We start from the raw sequence: 17382 nt of genomic DNA, 5'->3' as shown, positions 1-17382 counted from the left end.
TTCCGAATGACTCGAATCGTTACGCGCGCCTCGTCACCCGTCGACGCCGAAGTCCTCACCCGCCACGGCCTGCATCCGGTGCTCGCGCGCCTGTACGCCGCGCGCGGCGTGTGCATGCCCGATGAAATCGAAACCGGTCTCGCGCGGCTCGTGCCGCCCGCCGGGCTCAAAGACTGCGAAGGCGCCGCCGTGCTGCTCGCGGACGCGATCCAGAACAAACGCCGCATGCTGGTGGTCGCCGACTACGACTGCGACGGCGCCACCGCCTGCGCGGTCGCGGTACGCGGCCTGCGCATGTTCGGTGGTCAGATCGAATATCTGGTGCCGAACCGCTTCGAATACGGCTATGGCCTCACGCCTGAGATCGTCGCACTGGCCGCCCGCAGCGCGTCGGGCAAGCCGGAACTGCTGATTACGGTCGATAACGGCATCGCCAGCGTCGATGGTGTGGAAGCGGCGAACGCGCTCGGCATCGACGTGCTGGTCACCGATCACCACCTTCCCGGCGACGAACTGCCGGCGGCCCGCGCGATCGTCAATCCGAACCAGCCGGGCTGCACGTTCCCGAGCAAGTGCATCGCGGGCGTCGGCGTGATGTTTTATGTGCTGCTGGCATTGCGCGCGGAATTGCGCCGCCGCGGCGCCTTCAACGACGATTTCCCCGAGCCGCGGCTGGACGGCCTGCTCGATCTGGTCGCGCTCGGGACGGTGGCCGACGTGGTCAAGCTCGACGGCAATAACCGCGTGCTGGTCGCGCAAGGACTGCAGCGGATCCGCAAAGGCAAGATGCAGCCGGGCATCGCCGCCCTCTTTCGCGCGGCCGCGCGCGACGCCCGCAGTGCATCGGGCTTCGACCTCGGTTTCGCGCTCGGGCCGCGCCTGAACGCGGCCGGCCGCCTGTCGGACATGTCGCTCGGGATCGAGTGCCTGACCACCGACGACATCGGCCGCGCATGGGATCTCGCGCAGCAGCTCGACACGATGAACCGCGAGCGCCGCGAAATCGAAGCCGGCATGCAGCAGCAGGCGCTCGAGGACCTCTCGGCGATCAATCCTGAGGGCGCGACCACCATCACGCTGTTCAATCCGAGTTGGCACCAGGGCGTGATCGGCATCGTCGCCGGACGGTTGAAGGAGAAATTCCACCGGCCGTCGTTCACGTTCGCGCTTGCCGACGACAGCGGCCAGCTCGTCAAAGGCTCGGGCCGTTCGATCTCGGGTTTCCATCTGCGTGACGCGCTCGATCTGATCTCGAAGCGCGAGCCGGGCCTGATCGTCAAATTCGGCGGCCACGCGATGGCAGCGGGTCTGACGATGGCCGCCGCCGACGTGCCGCGCTTCACCGCCGCGTTCGAGGCAGTGGGCCGCGAATGGCTCTCCGAAGAGGCGCTTTCGCGCACGGTCGAAACCGACGGCGAACTCGAAGACGCCTATTTCACGCCGCAATTCGTCGAAATGCTCGACGCCGCCGTATGGGGCCAAGGCTTCCCGGCGCCAGTGTTTTCCGGCGAGTTCGACATCGCCTCGCAGGCGCTGGTGAAAGACAAGCATCTGAAACTGCAGTTGGTGCGCGGCCGCCAGCGTTTCAACGCGATCTGGTTCAACCATACGGACACGCTGCCCGCGCGCACCACCGTCGCCTACCGGCTCGCCAGCGACACGTGGAATGGCGTATCGCGGGTGCAATTGATCGTCGAGCACGCGGCGAGCTGAAGCGCGCACGGGCCGTCGCCGCCTCGGGTCCACGCCGCGAAATTTGCGCGCAATGCTTGCGCCGGCTACCCATGGCCGCGTGTACCGCAGCTTGCCCGGCATCGCTCGAAAGCACCGAAAATCACCGCAAAATCAACCCCAAACCCGCGCCGGATCGCTCACAAGCCTCCGGCGCGGGGCGCCGATCGGCTATAATTTCCCCTTTTTACGAAGCTATAAAAGATCGACATGGAAGCGGAACGTCTCAACGCGATCGAAGCCTCTCTGGCGGACCTGCGCACGCGCGCAGACTCGCTACGGGGGTATCTTTGACTACGACGACAAAGCACTGCGTCTAATCGAAGTCAACCGGGAACTCGAAGACCCGGACGTCTGGAACGACTCGAAGCACGCCCAGGCCCTCGGCCGGGAAAAGAAACTGCTCGACGACGTCGTCGGCAAGCTTACGTCGCTCGACAACGACCTGCGCGACGCGCAGGACCTGTTCGAAATGGCCCGCGAAGAAGACGACGAGGAAACCCTCATCTCGTGCGAAACGGATGCCCAAGGGCTCGAGCAGCGCGTCGCCGACATGGAATTCCGCCGGATGTTCGCGAATCCGGCCGACCCGAACAACGCCTTCCTCGACATTCAAGCCGGCGCCGGCGGTACCGAAGCGTGCGACTGGGCGTCCATGCTGCTGCGCCAGTACCTGCGCTACTGCGAGCGCAAGGGCTTCAAGACCGAAGTGCTGGAACAGACCGAAGGCGACGTCGCGGGCATCAAGAACGCCACGATCAAGATCGAAGGCGAATACGCCTATGGCTTTTTGCGCACCGAAACCGGCGTGCACCGCCTCGTGCGCAAGTCGCCGTTCGATTCGTCGGGTGGCCGCCATACATCGTTCTCGTCGGTGTTCGTGTATCCGGAAATCGACGATTCGATCGAAGTCGACATCAATCCGGCCGATCTGCGCATCGACACGTACCGCGCGTCCGGTGCGGGCGGTCAGCACATCAACAAGACCGATTCGGCCGTGCGGATTACGCACATGCCGTCGGGCATCGTCGTGCAGTGCCAGAACGATCGTTCACAGCACCGCAACCGCGCCGAAGCCATGGCCATGCTGAAATCGCGCCTGTACGAAGCGGAAATCCGCAAGCGTCAGGCCGAGCAGGACAAGCTCGAAGCCGGCAAGACCGATGTGGGCTGGGGTCACCAGATCCGCTCGTACGTGCTGGACAACAGCCGTATCAAGGATCTGCGTACCAACGTCGAAATCAGCAATACCAAGAGCGTGCTCGACGGCGACCTCGATCCGTTCATCAGCGCCAGCCTGAAACAGGGCGTCTAAGCGCAACCGGCGCGGCATGCCTGACATCGTCGCGCCGTATCTTTGCACCTTTGTTATAGCGCCTGAGGTTTTTACTGACTGGCCACCCGCATGCGGACCATCCTGGTGCGGGCCACCGAATACCAAACCATCATGACCGAACCGACCCAGCCGAATGCGGCCCAGCCTAATGTCACGCCCGAGGTAGACGACAACAAGATCATGGCCGAACGCCGCGAAAAGCTGCGCGAACTGCGTGAGCAAGGCGTCGCCTATCCGAACGATTTCCGCCCCACGCATCACGCCGAAGATCTGCAATCGAAATACGCCGAAACCGACAAGGAAGCGCTCGAAGTCAATCCGCTCGAAGTCGCGATCGCCGGCCGCATGATGCTCAAGCGCGTGATGGGCAAGGCGAGCTTTGCAACCGTGCGCGACGGTTCGGGTCAGATCCAGTTCTTCATTACGCCCGCCGACGTCGGTCAGGAAACGTACGACGCCTTCAAGAAGTGGGACATGGGTGACATCGTCGCGGCACGCGGCGTGCTGTTCCGCACCAACAAGGGCGAACTCTCGGTGCGTTGCACCGAACTACGTTTGCTGTCGAAGTCGCTGCGTCCGCTGCCGGACAAGTTCCATGGTCTCGCCGACCAGGAAATGAAGTACCGCCAGCGCTACGTCGACCTGATCGTCACGCCGGAAACGCGCAAGACCTTCGTCGCGCGCACCAAGGCAATTTCGTCGATCCGCAAGTTCATGTCGGACGCCGACTTCATGGAAGTCGAAACGCCGATGCTGCACCCGATTCCAGGCGGCGCGGCGGCCAAGCCGTTCAAAACGCACCACAACGCGCTCGATATGCAAATGTTCCTGCGCATCGCGCCGGAACTGTATCTGAAGCGCCTCGTGGTCGGCGGCTTCGAGCGTGTGTTCGAGATCAACCGTAACTTCCGCAATGAGGGCGTGTCGGTCCGCCACAATCCGGAATTCACGATGATCGAGTTCTACGCGGCGTACACCGATTACAAGTGGATCATGGACTTCACCGAGCAGCTGATCCGCCAGGCGGCGGTCGATGCGCTCGGTAGCGCGACGATCAGCTACCAGGGTCGTGAACTGGATCTGGCCAAGCCTTTCCATCGTTTGACGATCAGCCAGGCGATCCAGAAGTACGCGCCGCAGTACACGGACGCACAACTCGGCGACGACGCATTCCTGCGCACGGAACTGAAGAAGTTCGGCGTGGATGCGTCGCAGCCGCAGTTCCTGAACGCCGGCGTCGGCGCCTTGCAACTGGCGCTGTTCGAAGAGACCGCTGAAGCGCAATTGTGGGAGCCGACTTTCATCATCGACTACCCGATCGAAGTGTCGCCGTTGGCGCGCGCGTCGGACAAGTTCAACGGCATCACCGAGCGTTTCGAGCTGTTCATCACGGGCCGTGAAATCGCCAACGGTTTCTCGGAGCTGAACGATCCGGAAGACCAGGCCGCCCGCTTCAAGAAGCAGGTTGACCAGAAAGACGCCGGCGACGAAGAAGCGATGTTCTACGACGCCGACTACATCCGCGCGCTGGAGTACGGCATGCCGCCGGCCGGCGGTTGCGGCATCGGCATCGACCGTCTGGTCATGATGCTGACCGACAGCCCGAGCATTCGCGACGTAATTCTGTTCCCGCATCTGCGCCGCGAAGACTGATCGTTGCGTGGTTTGCAAAAGAAAAACGCCTGGCTCGATGTTGGGCGTTTTTTCTTTCGGTGCGTGAAAAACACCGCCTGCTGTAATCTGACGGTTTGTAACCATCGGTAAAAGGCGCATATTCGCCGCCGGGCCGCGGTTTTCTTAAGTTGCTGTGGACCCGCAAGAAATCAGGCACCCCGCCGCGCTGCGCGCGCTTTGACGCGAAAGCGCCGCGATGATTGCCCGAAAATGGTTACAAATTGAAACCCTTCCGGGATCGAATTGCCCGACACTCAGTCTCAATAACAGTCGACTCTGCTCCAGACGGAGGCCAATATGGACAATCCAGATACCAAACCCACGCAACAACGTCGTCTTCATCCGCTCGTCGCTACTGCCGCGGGCGCAGTAATCATCGCCAGCCTCGCCGCGACAGCGGCCGTCACGGGCCTGTTCCCGAGCGCGTCGAGCAGCGGCGCGCAAACCGATCAGACCCAGGCTGCGCAAGTGGCCACCCAACCGGGCGTGGTCGATTCAGCGGCGCCGGCAAACCCGGCCGCTCAACAGGCAGCCGCGCAGGCCGAAGCGCAACAGCAGGCAGCGCAGCAACAGGCGCCTCAACGCGCCCCGGCGCCAACGCAGCAACAACAGTACGCTCAGCAGCAACAGGCGCAACCGGCACCTCAGTACGCCCAGCAGCAACAGGCCCGACCGGCACCGCAGTACGCCCAGCAACAGCCGTCGCAACCTGCCTACTGCTCGACCTGCGGCACAGTCGAAGGCATCTCGGCGGTACGTCAGGAAGGCCATGGCACGGGTATCGGTGCGGTCGGCGGCGCAGTGGCCGGTGGCGTAGTCGGCAACCAGTTCGGCAGCGGCAACGGCCGCACCGCGATGACGGTGCTGGGCGCCCTCGGTGGCGGCCTGGCCGGTAACTCGGTTGAAAAGCACATTCGCAGCACGACGTCCTATTCCGTGCGGGTGCGGATGGAAAACGGCAAGACGCGCTACTTCACGTATCACGAAGCGCCGCCGTTCCAGCAAGGCCAGCGCGTGCGGGTCGAAAACGGCACGCTCGTAGCAAGCTGACCGCTGACAGCCTGAAGATTCTCCAGGCGTTAAAAAAGGCGATTCCAATGGAATCGCCTTTTTCTTTGCCGCAGCCGGAGCGGAATCAATCTCGCCCCGCCGCCAGCGAACAACCGGGCATACTGCTCGCTCAGTAATCCGCGTCTTCAATCCATGCAGCCTGAATCGCTTCGAGGATCTTTTCGTTCGACCGGTTAGGATCGTCGTCGAAACCTTCCAGCTCGGTGACCCAACGGTGCAAATCGGTGAAGCGCACCTGTTGCGGATCGATGTCCTGGTGCTTGTCAGTCAGGGCCATCGCGATGTCTTGCGTATCGGTCCACTTCATGGCTGCATCCTCCAGTTAGTGATTTTCCTTCGCGTGATTGATCGAGTAGCGCGGGATCTCGACAACCAGATCCTGCTCGGCCGGCACCATCGCCTGGCACGACAGACGCGAGGCCGGTTCGAGCCCCCACGCCTTGTCCAGCAGATCGTCCTCGTCTTCCTCGGACGGCGTCAAGGCGGCGAAACCCTCACGCACGATCACGTGACAAGTCGTGCACGCGCAAGACTTCTCGCACGCGTGTTCGATTTCGATGCCGTGTTCGAGCAGGCTGTCGCAGATGCTCTTGCCGGGCACGGCATCGATCACCGCGCCTTCCGGGCACAGTTCGACGTGGGGCAGCACAACGATTTGAGGCATACATTTTCCGTTTGGGTCTGCGGCACGGCGGCCGCAAACAGGCTCCGTACCATTTTTACTGGCGCTGCGCGGACTTTTTAAGTCCGCGCAGCGCGATTCATTGCCGGCTGGCGCGCATCGCGCAGCCACGCCGCAAGACGCTCAGATCTCGTCGAGCTTGCGGCCGGCCAGCGCACGGCGAATGCCTTTGTTCATGCGGCGGGCGGCAAATTCGTCGGTGCCTTCGGCGAGCGCTTTGGTCGCGGCTTCGATCGCGTCGGCGTCGTCGCTTGCCGCGATGTTGCGCAAGGCGGTGAGCAGCGTGTCGAGTTCGGCGCGTTCGCTATCGTCGAGCAATTCGGCGTCGGCGGCGAGCGCCGCGTCGGTGGCTTCGACGAGACGGCGCGCTTCGACTTGCGCTTCACGCAGCGCACGCGCGCGCATGTCGACTTCGGCGGTCGAAAAGCTCTCTTCGAGCATTCTGGCGATGTCGTCGTCGGCGAGACCGTAGGACGGTTTGACCACCACCGACGCTTCCACGCCCGAGCCCTGTTCACGTGCGAACACGGACAGCAGGCCGTCCGCGTCGACCTGATACGTGACGCGAATCCGCGCCGCACCGGCGGCCATCGGCGGAATGCCGCGCAGCTCGAACCGCGCGAGCGAACGGCAATCGTTGACGAGCTCGCGCTCGCCTTGCACGACGTGGATCGCCATGGCCGTCTGGCCGTCCTTGAAGGTCGTGAAATCCTGCGCGCGGGCGACCGGAATCGTCGAATTGCGCGGGATGATCTTCTCGGTCAAACCACCCATCGTTTCAACGCCCAGCGACAGCGGAATCACGTCGAGCAGCAGCCAGTCGTCGCCGTCGGCGCCACGGTTGCCCGCGAGCAGATCGGCCTGGATCGCCGCACCGAGCGCGACGACCTGATCCGGGTCGAGGTTGATCAAAGGCGGCTGGCCGAAGAACGACTCGACCGCACGGCGGATCACCGGCATGCGCGTCGCGCCGCCGACCAGCACCACGCCTTCAATGTCCTTGGTCGCAACCTTGGCGTCGCGCAGCGCTTTCTTCGTGGGCCCAAGCGTCCGTTGAACCAGCGCCTGAGTGATGGCCTCGAAAGTGGCCTCGTCGACCGTCAGATCGATCTGAGTGCCGTTCGAGAGCGTTGCCTGTACCTTCGCATTCGGCGCGCCGGACAACGCCTCCTTGGACACGCGTACGCTGTCGAGCAGCAGGCGGACGTCTTCCGGTGCGAGTGTTTGCGGCGCGATGCCCGCCTGCTCCAGCACGTGGCGATACAGGGCATGGTCGAAATCGTCGCCGCCGAGCGCGGAATCGCCGCCCGCCGCGAGCACTTCGAACACACCCTTGGTGAGCTTCAGAATCGACAGATCGAAGGTGCCGCCACCGAGGTCGTAGACCGCGTAGAGACCTTCGGAACCGTTATCGAGGCCGTAGGCGATCGCGGCCGCAGTCGGCTCGTTCAGGAGACGCAGCACGTTCAGGCCGGCCAGACGCGCGGCGTCTTTGGTCGCCTGGCGCTGCGCTTCGTCGAAATACGCAGGCACGGTAATGACTGCGCCGACCAGTTCGTCGCCGAGCGTGTCTTCGGCACGCTGGCGCAGCGTCGCAAGAATTTCCGCCGACACTTCGACTGGGCTCTTCACGCCGTCGACGGTACGGATCTGCACCATGCCGGGCGCGTCGATGAAATCGTACGGCGCGTTTTCGGCGCCTTCCACTTCCGCCTTGCCGCGGCCCATGAAGCGCTTGACCGACACGATCGTGTTGCGCGGATCGATCGCGGCTTCAGCCTTGGCCGTGCGGCCGATACGGCGGCCGCCCTTTTCCAGGTAACGGACAACCGACGGCAGCAGCGCATAGCCGTCTTCGTCGGGCAGCACGTCAGGCACGCCGCTGCGCACGGCGGCGACAAGGGAATTGGTGGTGCCGAGATCGATACCGACCGCCAGACGCCGCTGATGGGGCGCCGGCGCCATGCCGGGTTCGGAGATTTGCAGTAAGGCCATCTGGATCTTCTCGGGGCCGCTGGGCCCCGTCCTGAATTTTCGCGTTGCTGGATGTAATGCTACGGCTGCTATCGCTACCTGTTCATGCACGGCGCCGACTCGCGCCGCTACGCCGGACCGCTAGTTCTCGAGCCGCTCGATCTGCGTGCCGATTTCCGACGCCACCCGCTCGATGAACATCAACTGCCGCACCGCCTCGCCCGCCGCCTGATTCGCGCCGCTGTCGAGCAGCGCGCCAAGCTTGTCGAAACGCATCCGCTCTTCGTCGCGCAGTTCAGCGAGCAAGGCGTCGAGCGCGTCGACGTTCTTCGCCGCGGCCGCGTCTTCAATGCCTTCGCGCCACTCCATCTGCTGCATCAGGAACGCCGGCTCCATCGCCGTATTGTTCTGCGCGCCGACGTCGATGCCGCGCAGATGTAACAGATAGGTCGCGCGCTTCAACGGATCGCGCAGCGTCTGATAGGCCTCGTTCGTACGCGTCGCCCATTGCATCGCGATGCGCTTTTGCGCGTCGCCGGCCGCCGCAAAGCGGTCCGGATGCACTTGCGCCTGCACGGTGCGGTAGGCGTGATCGAGTGCCGCTGCGTCGAGCGCGAATTGCGCCGGCAGATCGAACAGGTCGAAGTGGCTGTCGTTCAGCGAGGCCATCGGATAAAAGGAGTCCGTTCAGGAAAGCGCACCGGAGTGCAGGCTAAAAACGCGGATCGAAAGCGCCGTGGAGACTCACCGGCGGATTTAGCGGCGCATTCAGCGACTAAATCAGCCGAAAAGTGCCAACCCGGACGCGCGGATCAAACTAAAAAGGCGGCACGCGCCGCCTTTGATCCGCTGCACGCGGAGTGAGCCGATTTACACGCGGAACGATTCGCCGCAACCGCACTCGTCCTTCACGTTCGGGTTGTTGAACTTGAAGCCTTCGTTCAACCCTTCGCGTGCAAAGTCGAGTTCGGTGCCGTCGATATAGGCGAGGCTCTTCGGGTCGACAATGATCTTCACGCCGTTGCAATCGAACACTTCGTCTTCGGGCGCGAGTTCATCCACGTACTCGAGCTTGTAGGCCAAACCCGAGCAACCCGTGGTGCGCACGCCCACGCGCAGCCCGACCCCCTTGCCGCGGCGAGTCAGATACTTCTGGACGTGCTGTGCTGCCTTTTCGGTCAACGTAATTGCCATAGCGTTTCTCATTGCGCCGCGCGCGTTCGTCACTCCTGTGCCTACTGACGCGCTGCTACCCTGCCTGCTTCAAATATCGCTCATGCCGGACGGTGTTTCTTGCCCGCACCGCCCGCTTCGACTCACCCAAATGAGCACTCAACCGCGCGCTCGACTGCCGCTTACGCGTGTTGCTTGTCGCCTTCGACGACTGCTTCACCATGGCGTTGCTTGTAGTCGGCGACCGCTGCCTTGATCGCGTCTTCCGCGAGGATCGAGCAGTGGATCTTCACCGGCGGCAGCGCCAATTCTTCGGCGATCTGCGTGTTCTTGATCGACATGGCCTGGTCAAGCGTCTTGCCCTTCACCCATTCGGTAACGAGCGAACTCGACGCAATCGCCGAACCGCAGCCGTACGTCTTGAACTTCGCGTCTTCGATGATGCCGTCCGCGCCCACGCGGATCTGCAGCTTCATCACGTCGCCGCAAGCCGGCGCGCCGACCATGCCCGTACCGACCGCATCGTCGTCTTTCTCGAAGGAACCGACGTTGCGCGGATTTTCGTAGTGGTCCAGAACCTTTGCGCTGTAAGACATGATTACACTCCTTGTTTCGTTTCAACCTGCATTCGTTGCGTTTTCGACGATAAGCGCGACGCTAAGCGTTGGCGCGTCAGTGCGCAGCCCACTTGATCGTCGAAATATCGATCCCGTCCTGGTGCATTTCCCACAGCGGCGACAGATCGCGCAGCTTCGAAATTTTGGTCTTCAACAGGTTGATCACGTAATCGACATCCTGCTCCGTCGTAAAACGGCCGACGGTAAAACGGATCGAGCTATGCGCCAGTTCGTCGTTACGGCCCAGTGCGCGCAGCACGTACGACGGTTCCAGCGAAGCCGACGTACACGCCGAACCCGACGACACCGCCACGTCCTTCACTGCCATGATCAGCGACTCGCCTTCGACGAAGTTGAAGCTGATGTTCAGGTTGTGCGGCACACGCTGTTCCATGTCGCCGTTCACGTAGGTTTCTTCCATGTCCTGCAGGCCGCGCAGCAGACGGTCGCGCAGCATGCGAATGCGCTCGTTTTCCGTTGCCATTTCTTCGCGTGCGATGCGGAATGCTTCGCCCATGCCGACGATCTGATGCGTGGCCAGCGTGCCCGAACGCATGCCGCGCTCGTGGCCGCCGCCGTGCATCTGCGCTTCGATACGGATACGCGGCTTGCGGCGCACGTACAGCGCGCCGATGCCCTTCGGACCATACGTCTTGTGTGCCGAGAACGACATCAGGTCGACCTTCAGCTTCTGCAGGTCGATCTCCACCTTGCCGGTAGCCTGCGCGGCGTCAACGTGGAAAATGATGCCCTTTTCACGGGTGATCTCACCGATCGCCTCGATGTCCTGGATCACGCCGATCTCGTTGTTCACCGACATGACCGAGACCAGAATCGTATCCGGGCGCAGCGCGGCCTTGAACTTCTCGAGGTCGATCAGACCGTCGTCCTTCACATCCAGATACGTGACTTCGAAGCCTTCGCGTTCGAGTTCACGGCAGGTGTCGAGCACAGCCTTGTGCTCGGTCTTCACCGTGATGACGTGCTTGCCCTTACTCTTGTAGAAGTGCGCCGCACCCTTGATCGCGAGGTTGTCCGACTCCGTTGCGCCCGAGGTCCAGATGATTTCGCGCGGATCGGCATTCACCAGCGCGGCGACGTTCTCGCGCGCCTCTTCGACCGCACGCTCCGCGTCCCAGCCATACGAGTGGCTACGCGATGCGGGGTTGCCGAACTGCTCGCGCAAGTACGGAATCATTTTGTCCACCACGCGCGGATCGACCGGGGTCGTCGCGCTGTAGTCCATGTAAATGGGCAGGTGGAGAGTGTCGTTGTTCATCAATTGCTCCGGGGACGTCATTGCTCTGGCTTCTGGTTTCCTGATCAGGCTGCGGTGCGTTCAGATTGCCGCGCCTAGGAACCGGCCATGTTGAAAACAGAATTCGGCCCTTTCGGCACGACGCGGGCGGGTTCGACCGCCGGCGCCTCGTTGCGCCGGTCGCGCAACACCGCCGGCGCAGCACCTTCGCGCGAACGCTGCTGATCGACCAGATCTTTCAGGGACACCGAGTCGAGGTACTCGACCATTTTCTGGTTCAGCGTGGACCACAATTCGTGCGTCATGCAGTGGCCGTCGTGCTGTTTGGTGCCCTCGCACGAGCCCTTGCCGCCGCATTGGGTGGCGTCGAGCGGTTCGTCGACCGCGATGATGATGTCGGCGACGGTCACGTCTTCAGCGCGGCGGGCCAGATTGTAGCCGCCGCCCGGTCCGCGCACGGACTCGACGATTTCGTGACGACGCAGCTTGCCAAATAGCTGCTCGAGATAAGACAGGGAGATATGTTGGCGCTGGCTGATACCCGCAAGCGTCACCGGGCCCTGCTCCTGGCGCAGTGCCAGGTCAATCATCGCCGTGACGGCGAAACGGCCTTTCGTGGTGAGTCTCATATGGTGTGGGAACCGCAATTCTCGACAAGTTTGGTCAAGTATAAATACATGACTGAATTAGTCAAGTATCCCTACCGTGATTTGGGTCATTTGCTTAATTGCTGGATAAGCCGGCCCAAACCTCGCCGATGACCCGCCGGTCTTACGTAATCAATTGGGGACGCAGCGCTGCGATCAGTCCGCGGCAGGCTGCTTCACATTGATCCAGTACCTGTTCGAACCCTTCGGCGCCGCCGAAATAGGGGTCGACGACTTCGCGGGCACCGCCCCAGCGCCCGTCCGCCTCAGGCACGAATTCCATCAGCAGACGGATTTTGTCACGCTGCTCCGCCGGACAAATCTGGCGCAGCGCGGCGACGTTTTTGTCGTCCATTGCGATCAGCAGATCGAAACGCTCGAAGTCGGCTGCCGCGACCTGGCGTCCGCGCAAGGCGGCCAACTCGTAACCCCGCTGTTCGGCCGCATGCTGCGCGCGGTCGTCAGGCGGTTGGCCGATGTGCCAGTCGCCCGTGCCGGCGGAATCGATCAGAATGCGCTCCGCCAGCATCGCCTCGTCGACCAGACGGCGCATCACGCCTTCCGCGGTCGGGGAACGGCAGATGTTCCCAAGGCAGACAAAGCAGACGGACACGGTTTTCATCAGAGGCTTTCGGACGCTCAACGCCCGCGGATCGGCAGTTAGGAAACGGTGGCGCGATTATACAAAGGTCGACCAGATCGCGCCGGAGGCTACGCGCGCTTAAGACGCTTAAGATGCTTCGGCCACAGGCATTGCCGTCACGGCGTGCATGGGTTTGGCCGGCAACGTCGTCGTGTTGTCGACCATGCCATACGAGACGGCGCGCGCCAGTTCCGCGGTCAGTTGATCAGCAGCGAGCGGGGCCTGCGAGGAGCGCGAAGCCGCGTCGCCACAAATGTGCAGATAGGCTGCCGCAGCAAGCGGCACGACGATGGCGAGGGGCCAGTACACCGATATTGTCTTTTTCATGATGTGGTTTCTTCCGATTAGGGGCTTATGAGTTCGTGACCCACTATGCCCAGTCCAAATGCTATAGGAATTTACAATCGGGAAAAACGGGCTGGCGCGAGATACAGCGTTGCGCTGGATGGAACAGTCCATTAACTGGTCTGCCTCTGCCGCGCACGACGCTGACCTGCGTCATGGCATGAAAAAGAAATCCTTACAAACACATACAAAGCCGGCGCGACGGTTAGCGATAATAGCTGTCTTACAGACATGAAATCTTCGCACTGGTCCTTCCAATGAAACGTATTGCTCCCCTCGTCGGCTTCACGGTCGTTGCTGCATTGCTTGGCGGCTGCGCGGTCTATCCGGACGGCACTCCAATGGTCGGCAACGGCTATGGCGGCGGTTATAGCGGCTATGACGGTTACGACGGCTATGCCACCGGCGTGCCGGTTGTGCCGCAAACCAACGTCTACATGGGTTACGGCAATGACTGGGGTCCGGGTTACTACAACGGGCCGGGCCGCTATTACGGGCCGGGGCCCGGCTATCGCGGCTACCCAGGCTATCCGGACCGGGGACGGCCGAATAACGGCAACGATGGAAACAACGGTAACCGGGGAGACAACGGTGGCTGGCATGGTCAGCCGAACGGCGGCGGGCAACATGGGGGACCGCCGCCTCAAGGTGCGGTTGGCGGGCCGAGAGGGCCGAGTGGATCTAACGCGCCACGGCCAGGAGCAGGCAGCCCGCCGCCCCCTCCGCCACAGCAGGCAGGCAACAGCGGTGGACGCGGCAATGGTGGCAATGCGCAGGCCAGAAGCAATAACGGCCGCCAGCCAGGGATGACGGATCATTGATCCGGCAGGGAATGGCGTGAACGTAGGCGCAGTCTCGCGTTACGCCTCCCGCATCAGCCGCGCAAACCACAACGACTGTGCCGCTCGCTCAACCAATATGGCTGCGTTGCGCGGCGTACAACTCCCTGAACGTGCGGCCGACCGGTGCCGGCATATCGCGCGTATTGGTCCAGCCCGCTCCACCTAGTGGCAACCTGGCAATCGAACGATTTCGCCCGCCCATTCTTTCCAGCACGCGAACCGCCAGCTTGGTGAAGAGCGCATAAGCATCCGGGTGCAACGCGAGGAAACCCCACACTGCGAGCCCTGCCCGCTCGCGCCACGGCCTCAGATGCCGCTCGACCTGCTTCTCGCGGAGCTTGCGCAGCAGATCGGATAACGGAATGCCGACCGGACACACGCTGTTGCACTCGCCGCACAACGTCGCCGCCTGAGGCAGGTCCAGCGCCTTGTCGATCCCGACGTAGCTCGGCGTCAGCACCGATCCCATCGGCCCCGGATAAACCCACCCGTAGGCATGACCGCCCACCTTCTGATACACCGGGCAGTGATTCATGCAAGCGCCGCAACGGATACAGCGCAGCATCTCCTGAAAGTCGCCGCCGATCAGCCCCGTGCGCCCGCCGTCGACCAGCACCACGTACATATGCTCGGGACCGTCCTGATCGCCCGCGCCGCGCGGCCCGGTCAGCACCGAAAAATAGTTGGACGTCGCCTGACCGGTTGCCGAGCGCGGCAGCAGACGCATTGCCGTCGCGAGATCTTCCAGCGTGGGCAACACCTTTTCGATGCCGGTCACCGCCACATGCACGCGTGGCATCACGGTGCACATGCCCTCGTTGCCCTCGTTCGTGACCAGCACGACCGAACCCGTCTCCGCCACTACGAAGTTGCCGCCGGTCACACCCATGTCCGCCGTCATGAAGTGCGGACGCAGCATCTCGCGCGCTTCGCGGGTCATGTCGGTGATCTCGGTCAGACGCGGCCGGCCATGCGTCTTCGCGAACAGGTCGGCAATCTCGTCCTTATCCTTATGGACGACCGGCGCGATGATGTGGCTGGGCGGCTCGTTGTCGTTGATCTGGAGAATGTATTCGCCCAGATCGGTCTCGATCGATTGCACGCCCATCTGCCCCAGCACCTCGTTCAGACGCATTTCCTCGGTGACCATCGACTTGGTCTTGATCACCTTCTTCACCTCGTGCCGGCGCGCAATATCGCCGACGAGACGCGCGGCCTCCTGCGTCGTCTCGGCGAACAGGACCGTGACGCCGCGCCGGGTCGCCTCACGTTCGAAGGTTTCGAGCCAGACGTCGAGATTTTCCAGCGCGCGATTGCGGCGCTCCTTCAGCGCGGCGCGGGTGGCGGGAAAATCGATCGCGGTCATGGCCGCGGCGCGGGCCGACACGAACTTGGTCGACAGCTTGGTCAGGTTCCGCTGCAGACGCTGGTCAGCGAGTTTCTGGCCCGCGCGGGCCTTGAAATGCATCGATTGGACTTGCATGGCGGCCTTGAGCGTATTCGGATGAAAGCGCGAATGAAAAACGCGAGTGAAATGCGCTGTTGAAGTGCGCGAGCTAAAAGCGAATCAAATGAACGAGTGAAGCGCGCGAAATGGCGGGCACCGAATCCACTGCGCGGTTTGAGCGCTGCGAAAATCGTTACGCGTCGCCGGCCAGCACCTGGGCAATGTGCAGCACGCGCGTGGCGGTATCGCCGGTGCGCCGCAAGCGGCCTTCGATATTGAGCATGCAGCCGAGGTCGCCGAGCACCACCGTGCCGGCGCCGCTCGCGCCGATATTCGCGCATTTCTCGTCGACGATTGCCGTGGAGATGTCGCCGTACTTGATCGCGAAGGTGCCCCCGAAGCCGCAGCAGCGCTCGCAATCCTTCATTTCAGTCACCGCCACGCCCACCTGCGCCAGCAGCGCGCGCGGCTGCGTTTTGACGCCAAGTTCGCGCAGCCCCGAACAGGAATCGTGGTACGTCACCTGGCCCGTGAACTCACCCGGCTGCAATTGAACCTTGGCCACATTGACAAGGAAATCAGTCAACTCGAACACTTTGGCGCGCAACCGGCCGAAGCGGTTCATCAACTCCGGATCGTCGGCAAACAGGTCGCCGTAATGCGCGCGGATCATGCCGCCGCACGAACCGGACGGCACCACGACATAGTCGAACTGTTCGAATTCACGCAGGGTTTTCTCGGCCAGATCGCGCGCGATGCGCCGCTCCCCCGAGTTGTACGCGGGCTGCCCGCAACAGGTTTGCGCGGGCGGCACCACCACCTCGAAACCGGCGCCTTCGATCAGCTTGATGACCGAAAAACCGATCTCCGGGCGCATCAGGTCGATCAGGCAGGTGACGAACAATCCGACTCGCATGAGCCCTCCTTCGGGAAAACGTCCCTGATTATCCGCTGTTTGCCGCACAATACCAACGGCCGGAAGGCATAGGACGAATGCCACGTTAAATTGGAATAGGCGTTCCAACTGCTTTCCATCTTTTCACAATACGGGATACAATCAATCTCCGCTGTTTGACGCGTCAACCGATTCCTCCCCATGAGCGATACGAACCCGGATCCCAAAACGTCGATCCAGGTGATCGAACGCATGATGCGCTTGCTCGATGCACTCGCTGCGCATAGCGACCCGGTCAGCCTGAAAGAACTCGCCATCCGCACGGAGCTGCACCCGTCCACCGCGCACCGCATCCTGAACGACATGGTGATGTGCCGGCTGGTCGACCGGTCGGACCCCGGCACTTACCGCCTCGGTATGCGCCTGCTCGAACTGGGTAATCTGGTGAAGGCGCGGCTGTCGGTGCGCGACGCGGCGCTCACGCCGATGCGCGAACTGCACCGCCAAACCGGGCAGACAGTGAACCTGTCGGTGCGCCAGGGCGACGAGATCGTCTATATAGAACGCGCCTACTCCGAGCGCTCCGGCATGCAGGTGGTGCGGGCGATTGGCGGGCGGGCGCCGCTGCATCTGACCTCGGTGGGCAAGCTCTTCCTCGCCGCGGACGAATCGACCCGCGTGCGGGCCTATGCCACGCGCACCGGGCTGTCCGGCCACACGCAGAACAGCATCACCGATCTGACCAAGCTCGAACGCGAGTTGTCGCACGTGCGCCAGCAGGCCTGTGCGCGCGATAACGAAGAACTGGAGTTGGGCGTGCGGTGCATCGCAGCGGGGATTTACGACGACACCGGCAAGCTGGTTGCGGGCCTGTCGCTGTCAGCACCGGCGGATCGCTTGCAGGACTCGTGGTTGGGGCAGCTCAGCCAAACGGCGCTGCTGATTTCCGAGTCGCTGGGTTATCGCCCTCAGACGCCGCAGGAGCATACGCATCCCCAGCACGCCTAAGCGGGTGGTCGCGCGTCCCCCGACTCAATAAAAAAGCCT

Annotated in this window: 18 protein-coding genes; 6 read left to right on the top strand and 12 right to left on the bottom strand. The window is 62.6% G+C overall.

The annotated features are described in order from the left end of the window. Positions 1-6: 6 nt before the first annotated feature. From recJ to P3T25_RS15015, 4 genes are all read left to right on the top strand, one after another. Positions 7-1713: a single-stranded-DNA-specific exonuclease RecJ gene (gene recJ, locus P3T25_RS15030; protein WP_266237071.1), complete on the top strand. Its 1707-nt coding sequence runs from the start codon at positions 7-9 to the stop codon at positions 1711-1713. 228 nt (positions 1714-1941) lie between these two features. Next, positions 1942-3046 (top strand): peptide chain release factor 2 gene (prfB, locus tag P3T25_RS15025; RefSeq protein ID WP_154565459.1). Its coding sequence is split into 2 segments (ribosomal slippage): positions 1942-2022 and positions 2024-3046, totalling 1104 coding nucleotides; the frame shifts between segments, so codons are not numbered across the junction. 132 nt (positions 3047-3178) lie between these two features. Continuing rightward, positions 3179-4720 carry a lysine--tRNA ligase gene (gene lysS / locus P3T25_RS15020; protein WP_154565481.1) on the top strand — a complete coding sequence of 514 codons (1542 nt, stop codon included), beginning with the start codon at positions 3179-3181 and terminating at the stop codon, positions 4718-4720. Between the two features lie 318 nt (positions 4721-5038). Then, the gene (locus P3T25_RS15015; protein ID WP_154565458.1) at positions 5039-5791 is read left to right on the top strand and encodes a glycine zipper 2TM domain-containing protein; all 753 of its coding nucleotides are present in this window, start codon (positions 5039-5041) and stop codon (positions 5789-5791) included. A gap of 130 nt (positions 5792-5921) precedes the next feature. Here P3T25_RS15015 and iscX read toward each other — a convergent pair whose 3' ends face one another. From iscX to P3T25_RS14965, 10 genes are all read right to left on the bottom strand, one after another. Next, complete coding sequence (gene iscX / locus P3T25_RS15010; RefSeq protein ID WP_007181290.1) at positions 5922-6119, bottom strand: Fe-S cluster assembly protein IscX; 198 nt, start codon at positions 6117-6119, stop codon at positions 5922-5924. Positions 6120-6134: 15 nt separating this feature from the next. Then, complete coding sequence (fdx, locus tag P3T25_RS15005) at positions 6135-6476, bottom strand: ISC system 2Fe-2S type ferredoxin (RefSeq protein WP_097389705.1); 342 nt, start codon at positions 6474-6476, stop codon at positions 6135-6137. Between the two features lie 141 nt (positions 6477-6617). Continuing rightward, positions 6618-8489 (bottom strand): Fe-S protein assembly chaperone HscA, encoded by a 1872-nt coding sequence (gene hscA, locus P3T25_RS15000; protein WP_154565457.1) that lies wholly within the window; start codon positions 8487-8489, stop codon positions 6618-6620. A 120-nt stretch (positions 8490-8609) separates the two neighbouring features. Further along, on the bottom strand, positions 8610-9137 hold the full coding sequence (gene hscB / locus P3T25_RS14995) for a Fe-S protein assembly co-chaperone HscB (protein ID WP_154565456.1): 528 nt from the start codon (positions 9135-9137) through the stop codon (positions 8610-8612). 201 nt (positions 9138-9338) lie between these two features. Beyond that, positions 9339-9662, bottom strand: a complete 324-nt coding sequence (gene iscA, locus P3T25_RS14990; RefSeq protein ID WP_028199494.1) for an iron-sulfur cluster assembly protein IscA — start codon at positions 9660-9662, stop codon at positions 9339-9341. Between the two features lie 161 nt (positions 9663-9823). Beyond that, the gene (iscU, locus tag P3T25_RS14985; RefSeq protein WP_097389708.1) at positions 9824-10237 is read right to left on the bottom strand and encodes a Fe-S cluster assembly scaffold IscU; all 414 of its coding nucleotides are present in this window, start codon (positions 10235-10237) and stop codon (positions 9824-9826) included. 76 nt (positions 10238-10313) lie between these two features. Continuing rightward, entirely contained in the window at positions 10314-11537 is a 1224-nt protein-coding gene (locus P3T25_RS14980) for an IscS subfamily cysteine desulfurase (protein ID WP_154565455.1), read from the bottom strand. Between the two features lie 74 nt (positions 11538-11611). Beyond that, positions 11612-12145, bottom strand: coding sequence for a Fe-S cluster assembly transcriptional regulator IscR (gene iscR, locus P3T25_RS14975; RefSeq protein WP_154565454.1), 534 nt, complete (start codon positions 12143-12145; stop codon positions 11612-11614). A 142-nt stretch (positions 12146-12287) separates the two neighbouring features. Then, positions 12288-12785, bottom strand: coding sequence for a low molecular weight protein-tyrosine-phosphatase (locus P3T25_RS14970; protein ID WP_154565453.1), 498 nt, complete (start codon positions 12783-12785; stop codon positions 12288-12290). Positions 12786-12893: 108 nt separating this feature from the next. Beyond that, the gene (locus tag P3T25_RS14965) at positions 12894-13133 is read right to left on the bottom strand and encodes a hypothetical protein (protein WP_154565452.1); all 240 of its coding nucleotides are present in this window, start codon (positions 13131-13133) and stop codon (positions 12894-12896) included. 275 nt (positions 13134-13408) lie between these two features. On the opposite strand from P3T25_RS14965, the gene P3T25_RS14960 reads away from it, so the two are divergent. After that, entirely contained in the window at positions 13409-13972 is a 564-nt protein-coding gene (locus tag P3T25_RS14960) for a hypothetical protein (RefSeq protein WP_154565451.1), read from the top strand. Positions 13973-14060: 88 nt separating this feature from the next. On the opposite strand, the gene P3T25_RS14955 is transcribed toward P3T25_RS14960, so the two are convergent. Then, positions 14061-15476 (bottom strand): lactate utilization protein B, encoded by a 1416-nt coding sequence (locus tag P3T25_RS14955; protein WP_154565450.1) that lies wholly within the window; start codon positions 15474-15476, stop codon positions 14061-14063. Positions 15477-15633: 157 nt separating this feature from the next. Next, entirely contained in the window at positions 15634-16356 is a 723-nt protein-coding gene (locus P3T25_RS14950) for a (Fe-S)-binding protein (RefSeq protein ID WP_154565449.1), read from the bottom strand. Between the two features lie 180 nt (positions 16357-16536). Here P3T25_RS14950 and P3T25_RS14945 point away from each other — a divergent pair, with 180 nt between their 5' ends. Continuing rightward, on the top strand, positions 16537-17343 hold the full coding sequence (locus tag P3T25_RS14945; protein ID WP_097389715.1) for an IclR family transcriptional regulator: 807 nt from the start codon (positions 16537-16539) through the stop codon (positions 17341-17343). Positions 17344-17382: the final 39 nt, after the last annotated feature.

Source organism: Paraburkholderia sp. GAS32, from assembly GCF_050434225.1.
In the GTDB taxonomy this organism is placed as follows: Bacteria; Pseudomonadota; Gammaproteobacteria; order Burkholderiales; family Burkholderiaceae; genus Paraburkholderia; species Paraburkholderia madseniana.
The sequence above is the reverse complement of the archived record's forward strand: the minus strand, read 5'-3'. Positions and strand labels throughout refer to the sequence as shown.

Coding starts and splice junctions, on each gene's coding strand:
- P3T25_RS14955 (WP_154565450.1), bottom strand. CDS start 15,476: ATGCAAGTCCAATCGATGCATTTCAAGGCCCGCGCGGGCCAGAAACTC.
- P3T25_RS15015 (WP_154565458.1), top strand. CDS start 5,039: ATGGACAATCCAGATACCAAACCCACGCAACAACGTCGTCTTCATCCG.
- iscA (WP_028199494.1), bottom strand. CDS start 9,662: ATGGCAATTACGTTGACCGAAAAGGCAGCACAGCACGTCCAGAAGTAT.
- P3T25_RS14945 (WP_097389715.1), top strand. CDS start 16,537: ATGAGCGATACGAACCCGGATCCCAAAACGTCGATCCAGGTGATCGAA.
- hscA (WP_154565457.1), bottom strand. CDS start 8,489: ATGGCCTTACTGCAAATCTCCGAACCCGGCATGGCGCCGGCGCCCCAT.
- P3T25_RS14980 (WP_154565455.1), bottom strand. CDS start 11,537: ATGAACAACGACACTCTCCACCTGCCCATTTACATGGACTACAGCGCG.
- P3T25_RS14960 (WP_154565451.1), top strand. CDS start 13,409: ATGAAACGTATTGCTCCCCTCGTCGGCTTCACGGTCGTTGCTGCATTG.
- iscR (WP_154565454.1), bottom strand. CDS start 12,145: ATGAGACTCACCACGAAAGGCCGTTTCGCCGTCACGGCGATGATTGAC.
- P3T25_RS14950 (WP_154565449.1), bottom strand. CDS start 16,356: ATGCGAGTCGGATTGTTCGTCACCTGCCTGATCGACCTGATGCGCCCG.
- lysS (WP_154565481.1), top strand. CDS start 3,179: ATGACCGAACCGACCCAGCCGAATGCGGCCCAGCCTAATGTCACGCCC.
- iscU (WP_097389708.1), bottom strand. CDS start 10,237: ATGTCTTACAGCGCAAAGGTTCTGGACCACTACGAAAATCCGCGCAAC.
- hscB (WP_154565456.1), bottom strand. CDS start 9,137: ATGGCCTCGCTGAACGACAGCCACTTCGACCTGTTCGATCTGCCGGCG.
- P3T25_RS14970 (WP_154565453.1), bottom strand. CDS start 12,785: ATGAAAACCGTGTCCGTCTGCTTTGTCTGCCTTGGGAACATCTGCCGT.
- iscX (WP_007181290.1), bottom strand. CDS start 6,119: ATGAAGTGGACCGATACGCAAGACATCGCGATGGCCCTGACTGACAAG.
- recJ (WP_266237071.1), top strand. CDS start 7: ATGACTCGAATCGTTACGCGCGCCTCGTCACCCGTCGACGCCGAAGTC.
- fdx (WP_097389705.1), bottom strand. CDS start 6,476: ATGCCTCAAATCGTTGTGCTGCCCCACGTCGAACTGTGCCCGGAAGGC.
- P3T25_RS14965 (WP_154565452.1), bottom strand. CDS start 13,133: ATGAAAAAGACAATATCGGTGTACTGGCCCCTCGCCATCGTCGTGCCG.